Source organism: Paraeggerthella hongkongensis (assembly GCF_003726035.1).
GTDB lineage: Bacteria > Actinomycetota > Coriobacteriia > Coriobacteriales > Eggerthellaceae > Paraeggerthella > Paraeggerthella hongkongensis.
Genome location: NZ_QICD01000019.1, coordinates 1 through 18,412 on the forward strand (window position 1 = coordinate 1; position 18,412 = coordinate 18,412).

At 61.7% G+C, this 18,412-nt stretch carries 13 protein-coding genes; 10 read left to right on the forward strand and 3 right to left on the reverse strand.

Features of this window, described 5'->3' with window-relative positions; all coding sequences use genetic code 11:
• The first annotated feature begins 297 nt into the window (after window positions 1-297).
• Window positions 298-1,977: an MFS transporter gene (locus tag DMP08_RS08915; RefSeq protein ID WP_123192588.1), complete on the forward strand. Its 1,680-nt coding sequence runs from the start codon at window positions 298-300 to the stop codon at window positions 1,975-1,977.
• A 36-nt stretch (window positions 1,978-2,013) separates the two neighbouring features.
• Entirely contained in the window at window positions 2,014-3,636 is a 1,623-nt protein-coding gene (locus DMP08_RS08920; protein ID WP_123192564.1) for an amidohydrolase, read from the forward strand.
• Window positions 3,637-3,754: 118 nt separating this feature from the next.
• Here DMP08_RS08920 and DMP08_RS08925 read toward each other — a convergent pair whose 3' ends face one another.
• Window positions 3,755-5,602: a BglG family transcription antiterminator gene (locus DMP08_RS08925; protein WP_123192565.1), complete on the reverse strand. Its 1,848-nt coding sequence runs from the start codon at window positions 5,600-5,602 to the stop codon at window positions 3,755-3,757.
• Window positions 5,603-5,780: 178 nt separating this feature from the next.
• Here DMP08_RS08925 and DMP08_RS08930 point away from each other — a divergent pair, with 178 nt between their 5' ends.
• Complete coding sequence (locus tag DMP08_RS08930; protein WP_123192566.1) at window positions 5,781-7,388, forward strand: MFS transporter; 1,608 nt, start codon at window positions 5,781-5,783, stop codon at window positions 7,386-7,388.
• An 87-nt stretch (window positions 7,389-7,475) separates the two neighbouring features.
• Here DMP08_RS08930 and DMP08_RS08935 read toward each other — a convergent pair whose 3' ends face one another.
• Window positions 7,476-8,345 (reverse strand): pyridoxamine kinase, encoded by an 870-nt coding sequence (locus DMP08_RS08935; protein ID WP_123192567.1) that lies wholly within the window; start codon window positions 8,343-8,345, stop codon window positions 7,476-7,478.
• A 122-nt stretch (window positions 8,346-8,467) separates the two neighbouring features.
• Window positions 8,468-8,665 (reverse strand): DUF6724 family protein, encoded by a 198-nt coding sequence (locus DMP08_RS08940; RefSeq protein ID WP_123192568.1) that lies wholly within the window; start codon window positions 8,663-8,665, stop codon window positions 8,468-8,470.
• 148 nt (window positions 8,666-8,813) lie between these two features.
• Here DMP08_RS08940 and DMP08_RS08945 point away from each other — a divergent pair, with 148 nt between their 5' ends.
• The 7 genes from DMP08_RS08945 (at window position 8,814) to DMP08_RS08975 (ending at window position 18,282) form a co-directional block, all read left to right on the forward strand.
• On the forward strand, window positions 8,814-11,489 hold the full coding sequence (locus DMP08_RS08945; RefSeq protein ID WP_123192569.1) for an ATP-binding response regulator: 2,676 nt from the start codon (window positions 8,814-8,816) through the stop codon (window positions 11,487-11,489).
• A gap of 560 nt (window positions 11,490-12,049) precedes the next feature.
• Window positions 12,050-13,339 carry a serine--tRNA ligase gene (gene serS, locus DMP08_RS08950; protein WP_123192570.1) on the forward strand — a complete coding sequence of 430 codons (1,290 nt, stop codon included), beginning with the start codon at window positions 12,050-12,052 and terminating at the stop codon, window positions 13,337-13,339.
• Window positions 13,340-13,373: 34 nt separating this feature from the next.
• Window positions 13,374-14,669 (forward strand): hypothetical protein, encoded by a 1,296-nt coding sequence (locus DMP08_RS08955; RefSeq protein WP_123192571.1) that lies wholly within the window; start codon window positions 13,374-13,376, stop codon window positions 14,667-14,669.
• On the forward strand, window positions 14,662-15,156 hold the full coding sequence (locus tag DMP08_RS08960) for a hypothetical protein (RefSeq protein WP_244596898.1): 495 nt from the start codon (window positions 14,662-14,664) through the stop codon (window positions 15,154-15,156). The genes DMP08_RS08955 and DMP08_RS08960 overlap by 8 nt, the downstream gene beginning before the upstream one ends.
• Before the next feature lie 4 nt (window positions 15,157-15,160).
• Window positions 15,161-16,447 carry an aminotransferase-like domain-containing protein gene (locus tag DMP08_RS08965; RefSeq protein ID WP_123192572.1) on the forward strand — a complete coding sequence of 429 codons (1,287 nt, stop codon included), beginning with the start codon at window positions 15,161-15,163 and terminating at the stop codon, window positions 16,445-16,447.
• 55 nt (window positions 16,448-16,502) lie between these two features.
• Window positions 16,503-17,498 (forward strand): D-alanine--D-alanine ligase family protein, encoded by a 996-nt coding sequence (locus DMP08_RS08970; protein ID WP_211328420.1) that lies wholly within the window; start codon window positions 16,503-16,505, stop codon window positions 17,496-17,498.
• A 253-nt stretch (window positions 17,499-17,751) separates the two neighbouring features.
• The gene (locus tag DMP08_RS08975; RefSeq protein WP_211328421.1) at window positions 17,752-18,282 is read left to right on the forward strand and encodes a YtxH domain-containing protein; all 531 of its coding nucleotides are present in this window, start codon (window positions 17,752-17,754) and stop codon (window positions 18,280-18,282) included.
• Window positions 18,283-18,412: the final 130 nt, after the last annotated feature.

Sequence of the window (18,412 nt, forward strand, 5' to 3'; positions counted from 1 at the left end):
GGCCCATGGGGCCGTGTCCATGATAGGCGAAAGCTGGCTGGGCGAGCGCCTGGCCGGGGCCGCCGAGCCCCGCGAACACGGCCTGATCGGGCTGGCGTCTACTGTAATGGGGTCAATGACTCATTTTTGGCCGCAGGCCAGAAATGAGTCATTGACCCCGTCCCTTTGTCTCATCTTTCGCTGGTGCTCCTTTAGCGATTACCGTTACAACGGTAATTGTTCTGCGTCGTGTACCCCCCGTTGCTTCCTACAATGCATGATGCTGAACGATCTATCACAACACAAGGGGGTATGTACATGGCAGCGAAAACGGCCGCATCCGCGGCTCAGGCGAAAGACGGGGCTTCGAAGTTCCTCGTTCTTCCCATCATCATTCTCATCATGGCCCAAATGGGCACATCGGGCGAGAACAGCGCTCTCAGCTTGGCGAACACGGAGCTCGTGAACCAGCTGGGCGCCACGGTTCCCGATATCCAGCTGGCTAACATGGTCTATTCGCTCATGGCCGGCGCGCTGATGATCGCCGGCGGCCTGCTGGGCACCGTCATCGGCTGGAAGCGCAACTTCCGCATGGGCGCGCTTTTGTGCGCCGCCGGCGAGATCCTGATGGCGTTCTCTCCGAACATGCTCGTGTTCATCTGGGGCGGCCGCGTCCTGGTGGGCTTCGGCGCCAGCTTCATGATCCCGTCGGTCCTGGGCCTGATCCCAAAAATCTACCAGGGCAAGAACCGCGTGCAGGCATACGGCTGCATCGGCGCCGCCTCCGGTTTGGCCGCCGTGCTGCCGCTGCTCTTGGGCGTGCTCATGGAAATGGCCGGCTTCCGCATCACCTATGTGGTGCTGGGCTGCTACTTCCTGGTCGTGTTCCTGCTTTCCTTCAAGCTTCCCGCCATCGAAGAAGGCGGCGAGCGCGCCAAGTTCGACGGCGTGGGCACCGGTATTGCCGCGGGCGGTCTGTTCCTGTTCCTCGTCGGCCTTTCCCGCATCTCGGTTTGGGGTCTGTTCGAGCCCTTCGATGCTGCTCCGTTCACCATCTTCGGCATGTCCCCGGCCCTGCCGATGACGCTGCTCGGCCTGTTGATGCTGGTCGCGTTGGTGTTCGTTGAGAAGCGCATCGAGAAGAAGAACGGCAGCGCGCTGCTTCCGCAGGTGTTCCTCAAGACGCCGCAGGTGCTTGCCGGCCTGGTGGCTTCGGCCTTGACCTTCTTCTTCATGGGCATCCAGTCCATCCTGTTGGCTCCGTACCTGATGCTGGTCGCCGGTTGGTCGCCGGTCACCATGGGCGCCATGTCCCTCATGGTGGGCATCCCCACCTTCCTGCTTTCGCTGGGCATCCCGAAGCTGTTCCCGAACGCCAACCCGCGTCGCGTGCTGCAGCTCGGCTACCTTGTCATGGCGGGTTCGCTCGTGCTCATGTGCTTCTCGATTTCCGAAGAGGGCGTTGGCTTCGGCATGTACGTCGGGTTCTTCCTGGTGGGCGTTGGCGCCGGCATCTCCAGCTCGCACACGAACAACGTGGTTGCGCTGGCGCTCAATGATCGCGATGCGGCGCAGTCGGGCGGCATCCAGACCACCATGCGCAACGTGGGCCAGGCCATCGGCGTTGCCGCGCTGGGCGCCGTGCTGCTGTTCGGCATCACGTCCAATATCGATTCTGCCATGAAGGCCGATCCCGCCATTTCCCCCGAGGTCCGTCAGGCCGTGTCGCAGCGCTCCATCACGCTCATGAGCGACGACAGCTTCCTGGCCACCATCGAAGACATCAAGATGAGCGATGCCGAGCGCGAGAGCCTGGCCGCCATCAACGCGACGGCGCGCGTCGATTCCACGAAGACCGCCTTTATCGTGGCCGCCATCATCATGGCTTCTGGCTTGCTGACCACGCCCTTCATCACGGTCCTTCGCAAGGACGAGGAGGCAGAGGCTGCGGTCCAGGCCGCCGGCGCCGTGTCCGACCAGCTTGAAACAGCTCGATAAGCAGCGAAATCCACGGAAGCAAGGAGAGCACACGCTATGAAGACACTGTATTACAATGGCGATTTCGTTCCCATGACGCAAGAGGATGCCACGTTCGAGGCGCTGCTTGTCGCAGATGACGGCACGATTGCGTTCACGGGTTCGTTGGACGAGGCGCGGTGCCGTGCGGCCGGCGCGCAGGAGATCGACCTTGAAGGCAAGGCCGTGCTGCCCGGATTCATCGACCCGCACAGCCACCTGACGGGCACCACCCAGTACATCTCCACGGCCAGCTTGTCGGACTGCACGTCGTTCGACGACATCGTGGACGCGCTGACCGCTTTCATCGAGAAGCGCGGGATCACGGCCGAGGGCGTGGTCATGGGCACGGGCTACGACCAGAACTTCCTGGTTGAAGGCCAGCATCCGACGAAGGACGTGCTCGATCGCGCTTCCCGCGAAATCCCCATCTTCATCGTTCATGCGTCGGGGCACATGGGCGTGGCCAACTCCCGTTCGCTCGAACTGGTGGGCGTGACGGCCGAAACGCCCGATCCCGAAGGCGGCCTGTACGGGCGCGTGGAGGGAACCACGGAGCCGAACGGCTATGCCGAAGAGCCTGCGACCCTGTTCAACTTCTACGCCATGTGCCAGCCCCGCATGAATCTGGACGTCCCTGCGATGTTCGGGGAAATGCAGGACTACTACGTGGAGAACGGCGTGACCACCGCCCAAGACGGTGCAACGCAGCCGGACTTCGCGGACATGATGGCGGCATTCGCCCGTGCTGGGAAGATGAAGCTGGACATCGTGGGCTACCCCATGGACGGCCACGGCGTGGAGGGCATGCTCGAGCGCAACGCCGATTTCGACAGCCAGGACTACATCGGCCACTTCCGCTTGGGGGGCATCAAGATGTTCCTGGACGGCTCTCCGCAGGGCCGCACCGCCTGGATGACCGAGCCTTACGAGCCCGGCGAGGACGGCGCCACCGACTACGTGGCGTACGGGACCATGACCGATGACGAGGCGTACGCGTTCATCCGCAGCGGCATCGACACGAACCACCAGGTCCTGTGCCACTGCAACGGCGACGCCGCGGGCGATCAGCTGATCGCGCAGTACAAGCGCGCGCTGGAGGACTCCCCGAACCCGGACAAGCACAAGCTGCGCCCGGTTATGATCCACTGCCAGACCATTCGCCGGGACCAGTACCAGGCCATGGCCGAGATCGGCATGATCCCCAGCATGTTCACGTCGCACATCTGGTATTGGGGAGACATCCATCTTAAAAACTTCGGTCCGGTTCGCGGAGGCCGCATCAGCGCCGTGCGCGACGCTTTGGACGCGGGGCTGCCGTTCACGTTCCATACCGACGTGCCCGTTATTGCGCCGAAGATGCTCGAAACGGTTTGGTGCGCGGTCAACCGCGTGACGAAGGGCGGCGCCCAGCTGGACGAAGACCAGAAGATCGATGTTTTCAACGGCTTGAAGGCCATCACCATCAACGGCGCCTACCAGTACGGCGAAGAGGACCGCAAGGGCACGCTCGAAGCAGGCAAGCTGGCCGACCTGGCCATTCTTGACGCGAACCCGCTCAAGGTGGACCCGATGGACATTCGCTCCATCAACGTGCTCGAAACCGTCAAGGAAGGCGAATCCGTCTACCGCCGCGCGTAACGGCGCACCTCGTAAGGCACCCGGTGCCAGAAGCGGGCTTTCGCCCCAAAGCCCGCTCGACCTCCTGGAGCCCGCATGCGCAGCATGCGGGCTCGTTGCATGGCGGGGGTTTCGACGATCAGGCCGAGAAGTACGCGGTGAGCGCGTCTTGGGGTTCCGCGCGCTCGGCCAGCACGCGTTTGAACTGCTCGGTCAGGGAGGGGACCGACGGACGGTCCGCCTCGGAAACCAGGAGGACGGCGATGGTTTTGATCAGCGTGCCGATCATGTTGAACTCGTCCGCTCGGAAGAACACCGTGCAGGTGCCGGTGACGCTCGGGCTGAACACGGGCAGGATCAGCGTGCCTCCCGATACGAAATACGAGGTTTCGAACACGCGCGCGAACCGGTCGTTTTCCATGTGCAGCACGTTTTTGCGCTCGAGCTCCCGATGCACGGCGTGCGCCAGGCTGGCCAGGTCCTTCTCCTGGACCGGGTCTTCTACGTCCATGCGATGCAGCTGCATTTCAAGGCTGTTGCCCAGCGTCGGGATGGACGTCATCAGACGCATGATGTCCTGTTCGTCGATGGCCTCGGAAATGGTCACGCTTGGAAACGTGCTGTTCAGCGGCTCGAACGAGATAAGGAAATCGAAACGATCGGAAAGAGGCGTTGCCGAAGGGGCGGGGCGCTCCACATCGTTTTCGGTGATGACGTCCACGATGCGCACCTTCGACGTCAGCTTCTCAAGGCGGTACTTTCCGTAAGCCGCCTGCTCAACGCCGGCGTTCACCACCAGCCCCACGCGAAACACGCGCTCGGCGCGCACGTGGTCGAGGTATTCGAGCATGGCCATGACGATGCGGGTATGGTCTCCGCCGAACACGTCGAAATCCCTCAGTTCGGGGGCTTCCAGCAGGGCTTCGGTCAAAAGCAGGAACCCATCCATGTTGTCGTATTTCACGGCGTGTTCGATGGGCCCGGGAATGGACAGGTTGCAGGCCTTCCTGAGCAGCGCCCCGTCGACCAGCACCAGCAGGCGCTGATGCAGGCTCGTGTCGGGCGCGTGGCCGAACTTCCGCTCCAAGACCGCTTCGATGCGCTTTACCAGCTTGACGGTGGAGTCGGAGGGCTCGTATTCCTCGATGTTGCGATTGCTCCATTGCCATGTGCCGCATGAGAACAGGTTGGATGCCAGCGCGATCTCGTGATCGTTCACGGGCGTTGCCAGATGGCGCTCGAATCGCGCCTTCAACTTGCCGGCAAGAGCCGGATGGGCCGCCTCGAACTTGAAATCGGCTTCAAGCGCGTGGCCCAGCCTCAGCCGCGCGCACATGACCTTGAGGTAGAACGACGTTTGCTGGCGCGAGTTTTTGGAAAGCTGCAGCCCCATTTCCTGTTCGGCCTCGTCGACGATGGTTTTCAGGAACTGGGTGTCCTGGCTCATGAACGTGGGCTCGATGTGGTTCTGCATCATGCGCCGGTCCAGCTTGTAGAAGAAGTACTCGATGAAAAAGCGCAGCGACAGTTCGGGTCCTTCGATGACCAGGCGTTCCTTTTTGCGCAGGGCAAGATGGAAGGGGTTCAGCATGAAACCCCACCACTTCATGTCCATTTGCAGCTGCTGCTTGTTGGTGAAGAGCGCGTGCGCCAGCGTGTCCACGGTATAGGCCTTCGGAGAGCAGGCTATCAGGAGCATGCCGCGATAGAACCGCTCCAGTCGCGGGCGCATCTCGATGGCGCTGTCGGCCACCATGGCCTCCAGTCGTCCCCGTTCCCCATGCGCCAGCACCATGCGAATGCCGTTGCCGCGCTTGCTGCCGATGCGGGATGAGAATCCGGCGTGGATCAGGTGCTCGTTGACCACTTTCGCATCGGTGCGCACCGTTTTCTCGGAGCAGCCGATGATGCGGGCCAGCTCCCCTACGGGGGTGTAGTGCTCCAGGTACAGCACATGGTTCAGCAACGTGCTTTGGCGTACGTTCACGAAAGGGCCCTTCCTTCGGGGTTGGCTTGGGCTTCAGCAGGATGTGCAGGATGCGCGGGGCATAGCGAAGGGTATTTTACCGAAGATACGGTAATTCTTCTACAAAAGGCGGGAAAAAGCGTCGATACAATGATGCGAGCGAAGCGTTCAGCCTGCGAATTTCAGGGGGGTGCCGGCAATGGCTTCAGAGAGTGGGTCTTCTGTGCGGGAGACACCGAGAAAGACCCCGTTTCTTCTGGGTCCTCTTATCGTTATCGTGCTTGCCCAGATTGGGACGTCGAGCGATAACGCCGCGCTCGGCATCGCCGTGCAGGAACTGGTGTACGCTCTCGGCGCTACGGTGGCCGACGTGCAGATGGCCAGCCTTGCGTATTCGCTGATTGCCGGATCGTGCATGATCGCCGGCGGCATGGTGGGCATGGTCATTGGATGGCGCAGGACGTTGCGCATCGGATTGGCTCTGGCCGTGCTCGGCGAGATCGTGGTTGTGTGCGCCCCCGACATGGAGGTGTTCACCTGGGGCGGCCGCCTGGTGGTCGGCTTGGGTGCAAGCTTCATCACGCCTTCGGTGCTCGGCTTGATCCCTGCGCTTTACGAGGGGCATGCCCGCGCGACCGCTTTTGGGTTCGTGGCGGCCGCCTCGGCTTTTTCCACGTTGGTCCCCATTCCGTTCGGGCTGTTGCTCGATGCGGCGGGATTCCGAGTGACGTTCGGCGTGCTCGCCGCGTATTTCGCCATCGTGCTCGCATGCACGCGCTTGTTGCCGAAGCTTCCGAAATCCAGCGCGTCTACGGGCATTGACGTGCCGGGGATCGTTTTGGCGGCAAGCGGGCTGGCGCTTTTGCTGTTCGGCATCGCTCGTGCGGTCTCGTGGGGCTGCATCGAGCCCCTGCCCGATTGCCCGTTCACGATTTTCGGCGTTTCCCCTGCGCTTCCGGCCATGGCGGCGGGCTTGATGCTGCTTGCGTGCCTGCTTGCGTTCGAGCGCAGGCGAGAGGAGCGGGGCAAGGCGGCGTTGCTGCCGCGCGCGTTCGTGGGCTCGTCGCGCGTTCGCGCCGGGCTGCTTGCCGTGGCGGTCCCGTTTTTCTGCATGGGCGCCCAAGGGATTCTCATGACGCCGTATCTGCAGTTGGTGGCTGGTTTCAGCGCGCTCCAAACGGGCCTTCTGTCGTTGCTTTCGGGCATGCCCATGCTGTTGTGCGCCATGTTGGTCCCGAAGCTTTTGAAGACCGCCCGCCCCCGGCTGGTCATCCGCATCGGCTATGGATTGGTGATTGCGGGCATCTGCTGCATGGCCTTGTCCCTTGAGCCTCATGGCGTGACGCCGCTGCTGTTCTTGGCCACGTCTTTGGTCGGGGCCGGCTTGGGCGTTGTCAACTCGCAGGCGAACAACGCAGTGGCGTCGGTAGTGGATCCTCTTGCGGCGCAGCAGTCCGGCGGCATCCAGGGCACGGCGCGCAACGTGGGCATGGCGTTGGGCACGGCGGTCGTCGGGTCGCTGCTGCTGGGCGCAGTGCAGGTGGGCGCGGCGGCTCAGCTGGGTTCGCTTGGGGACGCGGCCGCGGAGCCTGCTGCCATAGTGGTTCGCCAGGGCGTTTCGTTTTCCGGCGACGAGGATTACTACGAGTCCGCCTTGCAGGTTGGGGCCCAGGACGAGCAAGCGGAGGCGATCGTCGAATCGCTCGCCCTTGCGCGCAGGGATGCCGCTCGCGTGTCGATGCTCGTCTTGGCCGGTGTCGTCGCGCTTGCGTTCCTCGGCACCCGCAACATCGTCAAAGAGTTGTGAGACAAAGGGACGGGGTCAATGACTCATTTTCGGCCGCAGGCCAGAAAATGAGTCATTGACCCCGTCCCTTTGTCTCATTCGGGGCTCTTACAGCAGCTTGCACACCTTGCCCAGCAGGGGCTCGAAGCTGACGCCGCGGTCCTCGAAGTCGGGCTGCTTGGCGCTGACGATCATGGCGTCGTGCACGAAATCGCCCGCGAACGCCACCGCTTCGGCCAGGCTGCGTCCGGCCATGATGGCCGCCAGCAGGCAGGAGGCGTACAGGTCGCCCGTACCGTGCAGCATGTAGGGCAGGTACTCGTTGCGCACCTCGACCGTTTCGCAATCAACGCCGCCCACGAAATTGCGAATGCACGTTTCGCCTTCGCGCTGGATGCCCTTCAGCACCACGTGCTTGGCGCCCTTGGCCGCCAACGCGTCGATCATGCGCTTCGCTTCGTCGTCGGATATGTCGGTGCCCTGCCATTCTTCGCCCAGGATGATGGCGGCTTCGGTCAGGTTGGGCGTGAGGATGTCCGCGCCGCAGGCCAGCTCGGCCATGGCTTCGCACAGCTCGGGCGTGTAGGTGGGGTAGATTTTGCCGTGGTCTGCCATTACGGGATCGACCACGCGTAGCGCGTTCGGATATTGGTCGTACAGGTCGCGGATGCGGTCGACCTGCTCGGGCGCTCCCAGGAAGCCCGAGTACACGGCGTCTATTTCCACGCCGATCTTCTGCCATGCGGCCGTGTAGTCGGCCAGCATCTCGGTGGTGTCGTGCATGTACCAACCGGGGAAAGCCGTGTGGGACGAGAACAGCCCCGTGGGGACGGGGCACACGTCGCAGCCTGCTGCAGACAGCACGGGGATGGCCACGCCGAGCGAGCATTTTCCGTAGCCGCACAGATCGTGAACAGCCGCCACGCGGGGGATGTAGTCGCCTTCGCGGCGATATAGATACGTATCAGATTCTGACATGGGTAAACCTTCCTGTTCGAGTTTCGCCGTCAGGCGGGAGCTTTTTCGGCCGCGTGCAGCCGCTGAGCCTCCATGCCTATGGTGAAGCTATGCGGATCGGTTGACGGGTCGAAAACGACGGATTACTTGCTTTCGCCCTCGTCATCGTCGTCGAAAAACGACCAATCGTCTTCACCGGGCTCCCGGTTGACGAACGTTTTGCGCGTACGGCGTTCCATGATGATGCATGCGATCAGGCTGATGACAAGTCCTGCGCCCACCAGGCATCCAATGCCGGCGTACGTTTCGAAAAGAAAGTGGTACAACGCACCGAAATCCATGATTACCTCGTTGTTCTGCCCGTGGCGACCGCTGTCGTCGCGGAAGGTTTGCACTCCAGCGTTAGAGTATACTATGCCCAACCGATTCCGATATGGGTTGGTTCCGAGATTCCTTTATTCTTTTCGCTCATCAAAGAAGGGCGTGTGCATGTCGGCTGTGAACAGGGGGAAGGGAGAGCGCCGCGCAATTGCGACGGCTGTCTCCGCTGCGGCCGTCCTCCTTGTGATCGTGGCCGTGTTCAGCTTGACCGCGTTCATTGATCAGAAGCTTAACGAAAGCGCCGAGCAGCAAGTGGTCACCTTTACCGAGCAGGCTGCGGGAAACGTATCCGATCGCGCGGTCATGATGGAGGACGCGATCGGCGCGTTTACCGTGCAGTCGTCCGATCCGCAGGATCTTCTTCCTGCTCTTTCGGCGTTGCAGGAGCGCTTGGGCTTGGCGGGCGCCGCCTTTGCGGGCATGGACGGCACGGGCGTGGAAAGCGACGGATCGCCGTTCAGCGTCGATCAGATCGAAGGGCCTGAAACGGCCTTGTCCCAGGGCATCCCGTCGTATTCCGGAACCTTCGCGACTCAGGACGGCGTTCGCGTGCGCACGGTGCAGCGCCCGCTGTACATCGACGGCCAGCAGGTGGGCGCGCTGTATGCGCAGATTCCATTGAGCCTGTTCGCCATGCCCGAGCATTTGGACATGTTTGACGGGCGCGGCTACTTTATTCTGTTCGAAGCCGATACGGGCGAGATCCTGGTTCCTCCCGCCGACAAAACCAAAACCGTTCTGCCTTCCGAGGTCAATCTGTACGAGTTTCTGGATGAGGCTTCTCGGTACGAAGAGCCCTTGTCTCTTGCATCCCCGGAGAGTTTGAACAACGCTCTTTTGTCGCTTCAGGCCCGGCAGGGAAGCGATCTGGAGGGCCTGTTCAACATCGTGTACGACCGCTCAAGCGGCTTGGTTACCGCGCCGGTTGACGGCAAGGTCTCGTACGTGTGCGTTGCCCCGGTGAACAAAGGCCCTTGGTACGTGTGCAGCGTGGTGCCGGTCGAAAACGTGCGCGCCGAAGCAGCGGTGGTCACCACCACGTTCCAGGCGGTATTCGGAATCGTCATGGTGTGCCTTATCGTGGCGGGCTTCATGGTGTTCGCCGCGTATCGCCGCCGGGTGCGCGAGCGAAACGTTGCCATGATGGCCCAGCTGTACCGCGCGCTTTCCGACAGCGTGGACCTTGCCGTTAACCTGTACCATCCCGAGGATCGTCAGGTCACGCCTATCGTGGCGAAATCGGCGGACATCATCGGCTACGCGCTGGACGATTTCCTGAAAAACGAGCGCTTGGCAAGCGAGATGGGGCTTTCTGAAAAAGGAGTCGATCTGTTCAGTCGGATCAGAAAAGGGCTGGTCGACGAATTCGAGCACGGCGAATTCTCGTTTCGCAGTACGCGCACGGGCTCTTCCCGCTGGGTTGCCTATTCGGTTCGGCCTCTGGTGTTCGAGGGCAAGCAGCAGGTGCTTATCGTTTTGCGGGATTCCACGCCCGACAAGCAGATTCAGCTGTCCATGAAGGATGCCATGAATGCTGCAGAAGCCGCCAACCAGGCAAAATCTGATTTTCTTTCGCGCATGTCGCATGAGATTCGCACGCCTATGAACGTGATTATCGGCATGCTCCAGATTGCGCGCGGCAACGTGGACGATCCTGAGAAAATGCGCGTGAACCTTGCCAAGATCGGCACGGCATCGGATCATTTGCTGGGCTTGATCAACGACGTTCTGGACCTTTCGAAGATCGAAAACGGGAAGATGACCCTAGCCAGCGATCCTTTCCGTCTGGCCGACCTGCTTGACCATGTGGAGGAAGTCATTCGCCCGCAGTGCGAGCAGCGCAGCCAGGAGCTCACGGTGCGCGGGCCTGCTTGTGCGGATGCCGTGTACGTGGGCGACACGGTGCGTTTGAAGCAGCTTCTGATCAACCTTTTGTCGAACTCCGTCAAGTACACGCCCGAGGGCGGCCATGTGAAGCTTGAGACGAACGCTGCCGCTGCTCCGGTCATGGGGTATCGCCAGGTGGTGTTCGTAGTGTCCGATGACGGCATTGGCATGTCGGAAGAATTCATCGAGCGCATGTTCGAGCCGTTCGTCATGGAGGGCCGTTCGCACGAGCAGGGCACGGGACTGGGCATGTCCATCGTCAAGAATGTCGTAACCATGATGGGCGGGTCGATTGAGGTTGACTCCGCCATAGGGAAGGGTACGACATTCACGGTTACGTTGAGTTTGCGAATCGCGTTCGAAGCTGAGCTCAAGTCGTTTGAAGACGACGCGCGCGACCGTGGCTCTAACGGGCCTTCGACCCCTCGCGGCAATGCGCCCGACGAAGAAGGCTCGCTTTCCCTTGCGACGCTTTCCGCCCCTCGCGCAATTGAGCGCAGCGAGCTCGAAGGGCTGCGCGTGCTGATTGCCGAAGACAACGATCTGAATGCGGAAATAGCCTGTGAGCTTTTGGCGACAGAGGGTCTTTCCATCGAACGCGCACGGGACGGCGAGGAGGCATGCGCCCTGTTCGAGGCGTCTGACGTGGGGTATTACGACGTGGTGCTTATGGATGTGCAGATGCCCAGAATGAACGGCTACGATGCTACGCGCTGCATTCGTGCCCTTGATCGCGAGGATGCGCGCACCGTGGCTATTGTGGCTATGTCGGCGAATGCGTTTTCCGAGGACGTGAACGCGTCGCTTGCCAGCGGCATGGACGCGCATCTCTCCAAGCCCATCGAGGTTCGCCGCGTTCTGTCCACCATCGTGGAGCACACGCGCAAGCGCCGCTAGCCCGCTTTTCCGCCGCGCGCTCCGACGCGCTTCCGCGGGTGCCGTGCGCCCTGACGCGCTGCCGCGGGTGCCGTGCGCCCCGACGCGCTGTCAAAATGAACGAGTTTTGCGGCGATTTTCCGCCTTCGAGAGGGCTTCTTCTCGAAGGCGTTTTGTATCGCACCAGGTCACAAAGCTGCTAGGGGCTTTTATTCTGGTTTGAGGACCAGCAAAACTCGCTCATTTTGACAGCGCATCGGGGCGTGCGGTTTGCGGGCGCGGCCGGATCGCGCGGACACAGCCGGGTCGCGCGGGCATAGCCGGGTCGCGCGGGCAGGCAGTTCGCGGGCGTGTACGGCCCTCGGACATGCGGCCGGGTCGCGCAAGCCCTCGGACATGCGGCCGGGTCGTGCAAGCGCGTGGGCATGCAGCCCGTGGACCCGCGGCGCACGGCCCGGGCGCTCGAATGCCCGGGCTCGAAGGCGGGCCGAACATGCCAACGGCGTGAAGGACCGGCAAGCTGCGTCGGGCGTGAGGTATACTGGTTCAATTATCGTATCCAACCAAGAAGGAGCGCTACCATGCTCGACATCAAGTTTGTCCGCGACAACCAGGAAGCGGTCGCTGAAGCGATGAAGAACCGCAATGCTTCATGGGACGCGTCGCGCTTCTCTCAGCTTGACGAAACGCGCCGCGCGGCCATCGCGAAAGAAGAAGCGCTGCAGGCCGAGCGTAACGCCGCATCCAAATCTATCGGAGCCATGATGGCCGCAGGCCAGAAGGACCAGGCTGAAGCCGCGAAAGAGCGCGTGCGCGCCATCAACGAAGAGATTGCCGCTATCGGCAAAGAGCGCGAAGCCGCCGACGCCGACCTGCGCGAGCTTATGATGAGCGCGCCCAACATGCCGGCCGACTCCACGCCCGTGGGCCAGAGCGAGGATGACAATCCTGAGGTGCGCCGCTGGGGCACGCCCCGCGATTTCGCCGCTGAAGGCATCGAGGCGAAGCCGCACTGGGATCTTGGCCCTGAATTGGGAATCATCGACTTCGAGCGTGGCGTGAAGCTGGCCAAGAGCCGCTTCTACCTGCTGGGCGGCCTGGGCGCTCGTCTGGAGCGCTCGCTCATCAACTTCATGGCCGACACTCATGCCAGCCGCGGTTACAAGGAATGGTGGTGCCCGGCTATGGCGAACGGCACCACGCTTACGGGCACGGGTCAGCTTCCGAAGTTTGAAGAGGACCTGTTCAAGACCACGAACGGCCTGTATCTCATTCCTACTGCCGAGGTGCAGCTGACCAACATTCATGCGGGCGAAGTGCTCGACGCCGATCAGCTTCCCCTGCACTACTGCGCGTTCACGCCGTGCTTCCGCGAAGAGGCTGGCAGCGCGGGTCGCGATACGCGCGGAATCATTCGCGTGCATCAGTTCAGCAAGGTGGAAATGGTGAAGTTCGCGAAGCCCGAGGAAAGCTTCGACGAGCTTGAGGGCATGGTCGCCGATGCCGAGCGTATCCTGCAGAAGCTGGAGCTGCCGTATCGCGTGATCAGCCTGTGCACGGGCGACATCGGCTTCTCCGCTGCCAAGACGTACGACCTTGAGGTGTGGCTGCCCAGCTACAACGGCTACAAGGAGATATCCTCCTGCTCGAACTGCGTTGATTTCCAGGCTCGCCGGGCGAACATCAAGTACCGCGATCCCGAGAACTTCAAGGGCACGCGCTACCTGCACACGCTGAACGGTTCCGGCTTGGCAGTGGGCCGCACCATGGCCGCCATCATCGAGAACTATCAGCAGCCCGACGGCACCATCAAGGTTCCCGACGTGCTGGTTCCCTATATGGGCGGCGTTGAGGTCATTGCGCCGGAATAGCGATTTCCAGGCGTTGTAGAGGAGTAACGCAAGCGTGGTAACGAAACGCAAGCGCACCGTTGAATCGAAGAAAAAGCCGGGAGATACCGGCAAGGTCGCGCGGGTTGAAGAACCCGCGCGCCGCGTTGCGCCGAAAAAAGTTGAGGCGGCGGATGATCGATCCGCCAAAGAGCAGGCGCCGAAGACGCCGCCCGCCAAGAAGCCCGCCGGAAAAGACGCGGCGGCCAAAACCCCTACGCCGCGAAAGCCGAAGCGCGTAAAGGGCAAGCCCTCGGTCAAGGCTGCTGGAAAGCCGGTTGCCAAGCCCGCCGCGCAGGCCGTTTCGGCTCCGAAAGCCGCCCCGGTTTCGAAAGTTGCTCCGACGTCGGTTCCGACGTCGGATCCTGCAGCATCTTCGTCGACGCCTGCGTCCGCCCAAGATGCTCGGACTGCCGTGCCGGCTTCCAAGGAGGCCGGCCGTCCCGCGCAGGCATCGGCTTCCCAAAGCGTCCCCAAATCTGCTCCCAAGCCTGTGTACAAGTCCGGCGCGCAGGCGTATGCCCAGCCGGGCGCCAAGCTTTCGAACGAAGGCGATTCCGTCGACGCTTCCGACCAGGTTGGGAACCGGCGCAAGAAGGCGAAGACGACGAAGTCGTTCAAGCTTCGCTGGCCAGCGGTTGTGGCGTTGTCTATTTTGACAGTGCTAGTGCTGATCGTTGGCGTGTTTTCGTGGGATCGATGGCTGCGTTACAACGATGCGGCCGAGTTTCAGGGCGAATGGAGCACGCCCGGCTCTACAACGGTCGTCGTTATTGACGGCCAGGTCATTAAGCTTACTCCCGATGTGTCGTACACCTATGCTTTGGATACGGGTGCCAAGACCATCTCGTTTACCTTCGGGAACATGCAGGGCGAGGGCCGCTATCGCTTCTCGCTCGATCGGTCCCAGCTGGTCATCACCGACGGAAAAGAGTACACGTGGTTTTCCACGCTGATCGACGATATCGGTTGGATGTTTGACCAGGCGTTGCGCTCGTTGCAAAACCAGCCTGCCGAGAATCCGACGCCAGGCGAAAACGTGACGGTGCTCGATCGTTTGTCGGGCGACGCTTCGGCTTCCCCGCGCGAAGGAGCTTCCGTTGCTTCGGGCGAAGATTCTGCTGCAAGCCAGGACGCAGGTGCGAACAAGGGCGAGGGTGCATCCGCCGATGCGAACGCGGGATCTGCCGAAGGGGCGGCATCCGCCGATGGAGCGGGTGCTTCCGAAGGCGCAAACTCGACCGACGCCTCGAACCCGGTTGATCCTGCAACCGCTGCTCCTTCGCAGCTTTTCGATGTGCGCGATGTCTAGTTCTCGGATTCATTGCGGTCGCGATGCGGCGCCCCTGTCGTCTTCCGACCCTTTTCGCGCTCCCAAACTCTCTCTTGAACGCTTGACCGTTCGGGCCGATCGCGTTGTGTGCGACGTGCTGCTGGCGCCCGGATCGCCGCGCATGACTTCGCCGGCGCTCATGGCTTGCGTGTGCCAAGCGTACCCGAACCTTCCGCGTCATGCCTGCGTGAACGATGCAGGCGATACGTTCGCGGATGTCATGAACCGCACGTCGATCCCGCACCTTCTGGAGCATTTGGTCATCGACGAGCAGGTTCGATCTGCTTCCTCTCAGGCGTCATCCAATGCGTCGGCCGATGTCGGGCCGGTGTTTGTCGGGACAACCGAGTGGACGGACGAATTTGAGGGCCGAGCGCGGATCGAAGTGAGCTTCACCGACGATTTGGTTGCTTTGCGGGCTTTTCGCGACGCGGCCCGTTTTCTGAACGAGACGGTGGTACCCTGACCCCATGACTACAGCTCATCTGACATTTGACCAAACTGACGACAAGATAGCCGATCGCGTCAAGAAAATGCGATCGTCCGCCGTGCGCGACCTGTTTGCCGCCGCCACGCGACCCGATGTCATCAGCCTGTCGGGCGGCATGCCCGACGTATCCCTGCTGCCCCAGGCTTCCATCAAGAAGGCCGTGCGCGCCGCATGCGACGACCAGCGCTCCGTTGCCTTGCAGTACGGCGCAACCGATGGTCGCAAAGAGACGAAGCAGGTGTTCTGCGATCTCATGCGCGATATAGGCGTGCGAGCCAAGCCTGAGAACATCCTGATCACGTCCGGTGCGCAAGAGGCGCTTGACCTCATTTCCAAAGCGTTCATCAATCCGGGCGACATCATTTTGGCCGAAGGCCCCACGTACCTGGGCGCGCTTCAGGCGTTCAGTGCGTACGAGCCGGACGTGCGCTGCATCGCGTTCGACGAAGAGGGCATGCGCACGGATCTGCTGGAAGCCGAGCTGAAGCGTATCGGCAAGGGCAATCCGCGCCTTAAGTTCTGCTACACCATCCCCAATTTCCAGAACCCGGGCGGCGTGACCATGTCGGCTACGCGCCGCAAGCGTTTGCTGGAATTAGCTGACGAATACGGTTTCATGGTGGTTGAGGACGACCCGTACGGGCGCTTGCGTTATGACGGGGGCCACATGGTTCCGCTTAAGGCTATGGATGATCGCGTGGTGTACCTGGGAACCATTTCCAAGGTGTTTGCTCCGGGGTTGCGCACGGGATGGATCGTGGCGCCGCGGGACGTGCTGGCGAAAGTCAACCTGGTCAAGCAAGGGACCGATCTGTGCGGAAGCTCGTTCGACCAGGTGGTCGTGGAGCATTACTTCACCGATACCCCGTGGCAAAAAACGCTGCAGAAGTTCGTGCAGACGTACCATGTGCGTCGCGACGCGATGCTGTCTGCGCTTGAAGAGCATTTCCCACCGGAGGCCTCGTGGACGCGTCCCGAAGGCGGCTTTTTCGTGTGGGTGACGCTTCCCGATTATTTCGATACCGGCAGCATGCTGAGCGAGGCGCTGGAAGCGGGTGTGACGTACGTGCCGGGGGACAGCTTCTTCCCGGGCGCGGCTGCGGGCAAGAATTCCATGCGCATCAACTTCAGCTTCGAGAGTCCCGAGAACATCGCGGAGGCTGTCCGCCGCTTGGCTCACGTGATCGAGGATCGTTTGGAGCTGTACCGTGCATTCCTGGAGGCCGGCGCCATCCAGGCTCCGTCCGCCAGTCAGCCGACGGACTGACGCCCTTGCAACGTTGGCGCACCAGTGATTTTGAGAACCGATTGTAGGAGCAAACATGGGCCTGAAAGTAGCAGTTTTGATGGGCGGCGCCTCGTTTGAGCGCGAGTTTTCCCTGGCCAGCGGCAAGCATGTGTGCGCAGCCCTTGAGGAAGCCGGCCACAAGGTAGTTCCTTTGGATACCACGTCCGACCTGGTCCCCACGCTTCGAAGCGAGCGTCCCGACGTATGCTACAGCGCGTTGCACGGAAAGCACGGCGAGGACGGCACCATTCAAAGCTTGCTCGAATTTGTGGGCATCCCCTTCGTGGGCTCCCCGGCCAGCGTGTGCCAGCGCACTTGGAACAAGGACTCGCTGCATTCGGAGATGGCCACGTATCGCGCTATCACCGGCGATGCTCCGGTTGCTTCGTGGCCGCAGGGTCTTTACATCGCTCGTGACGCATTCAAGAGCATGGGCGCTGCAACGGCCCTTGACCTGGTTGAGGACCGCGTGATCGGCGGCTATCCGGTGGCGGTCAAGCCCGCTCACGGCGGGTCTGCCATGGGCGTGCATCGCGTGAATTCGGTGGATCAGCTTGGCGAGGCTATTTTGGACGCGTTGTCGTTTGACGAAGCTGTGGTCATCGAGCAGTGGGTCGAAGGCGTCGAGATGGCCGTGTCCGTGCTGGGCAACGGCTGGGACGCGTACGCCTTGCCGCCGGTCGAGATCGTTGCGAAGAGCGGCATGTTCGACACCGAAGCTCGCATGACTCCCGGTGCGGTCGAATATTTCGCGCCCGTGCGCCCCTCTTCTCTTTCGCAGGACGAGGCGGAGGCTCATGCCATTCGTGCGGAAATAGAGCGCGCGGCTCTCGAGGTGTATCGGGCCTACAATGTGCGCGACCTTGCCCGCATCGACCTCATCTGGGACGGTGCTCAGGCGCGCGTATTCGAAGTGAACGTGTCTCCGGGTATGGCGGAGTCTTCTTTGTTCCCTGCTGCGTGCGCCGCAGCGGGGCTTTCGCTTCCGGCTGTGCTTGACGAGCTGGTCAACAACGCGCTTGCTCGATAGCGCGGAACAGGGCACGCAAGCAAGGTGAGACAAAGGGACGGGGTCAATGACTCATTTTCGGCTGCAGGCCAGAAAATGAGTCATTGACCCCGTCCCTTTGTCTCACCGGTTGTCGGCCTGCTCTTTTGCTGCATCTGCCTTCGTCACTCAACAAACCGGCAACCGAATAATAGAGCGCTGATGTTTTCCTATCCGGGCGGGTAAGGGTGCGCCTATAATAGTTGCACAGACAAACGTCCAAAAGGAGGCCGTTATGGGCAACAAATTCGGAGTTTTTCTCGCTGGCGGACTTGCCGGCGCTGTGATCGCGCTGCTGTACGCTCCCCGTTCGGGTCAGGAGACGCGTGCTCTTGTGACTGACAAGATGAACGCCGCATGGGGCGAGGCTCAGGAGTTCGGCACCCAGGCTGCCGGCAACGTTCAGCATGTGTACCAGGATGTTGCCAGCAAGGGCCAGCAGTTCGCTCAGGACGCGCAGGCGAAAAGCCAGGAGCTGTACGGCCAGGCCAGCGCTCGCGTGCAGGAGGCTGCCGACAACATCAAGCCCGCGTTCTCTCAGAAAAACGACGAGCTTCGCGACAAGATCGAAGCTGCTCGTCAGCGCATTGCATCCCAGGTAGCAAAGAATGCGGAAGAGGCTCAGGCAACTGCCGCCGAGACTATTCCGGTTGCAGCGGATACCGCCCATGACGTGGTCGACGCCGCGCAGGACGCCGCAGAAGAGGCCGTTGATGCCGCTGCTGACAAGGCGCAGGACGCTGCCGACAAGGTTGCCGGCGAATAAAGCGACGCGAGATATAGGCGAGGTGAAGCGGTTGCGCGGTTCAAGCGGTCGGAAACGGTCGCGCCGCGCGCCGCTTTTTACGTAGAGGTGGTAGTGAAGGCACCGGGACTGCGGAGGAGAAGCCGTGCGG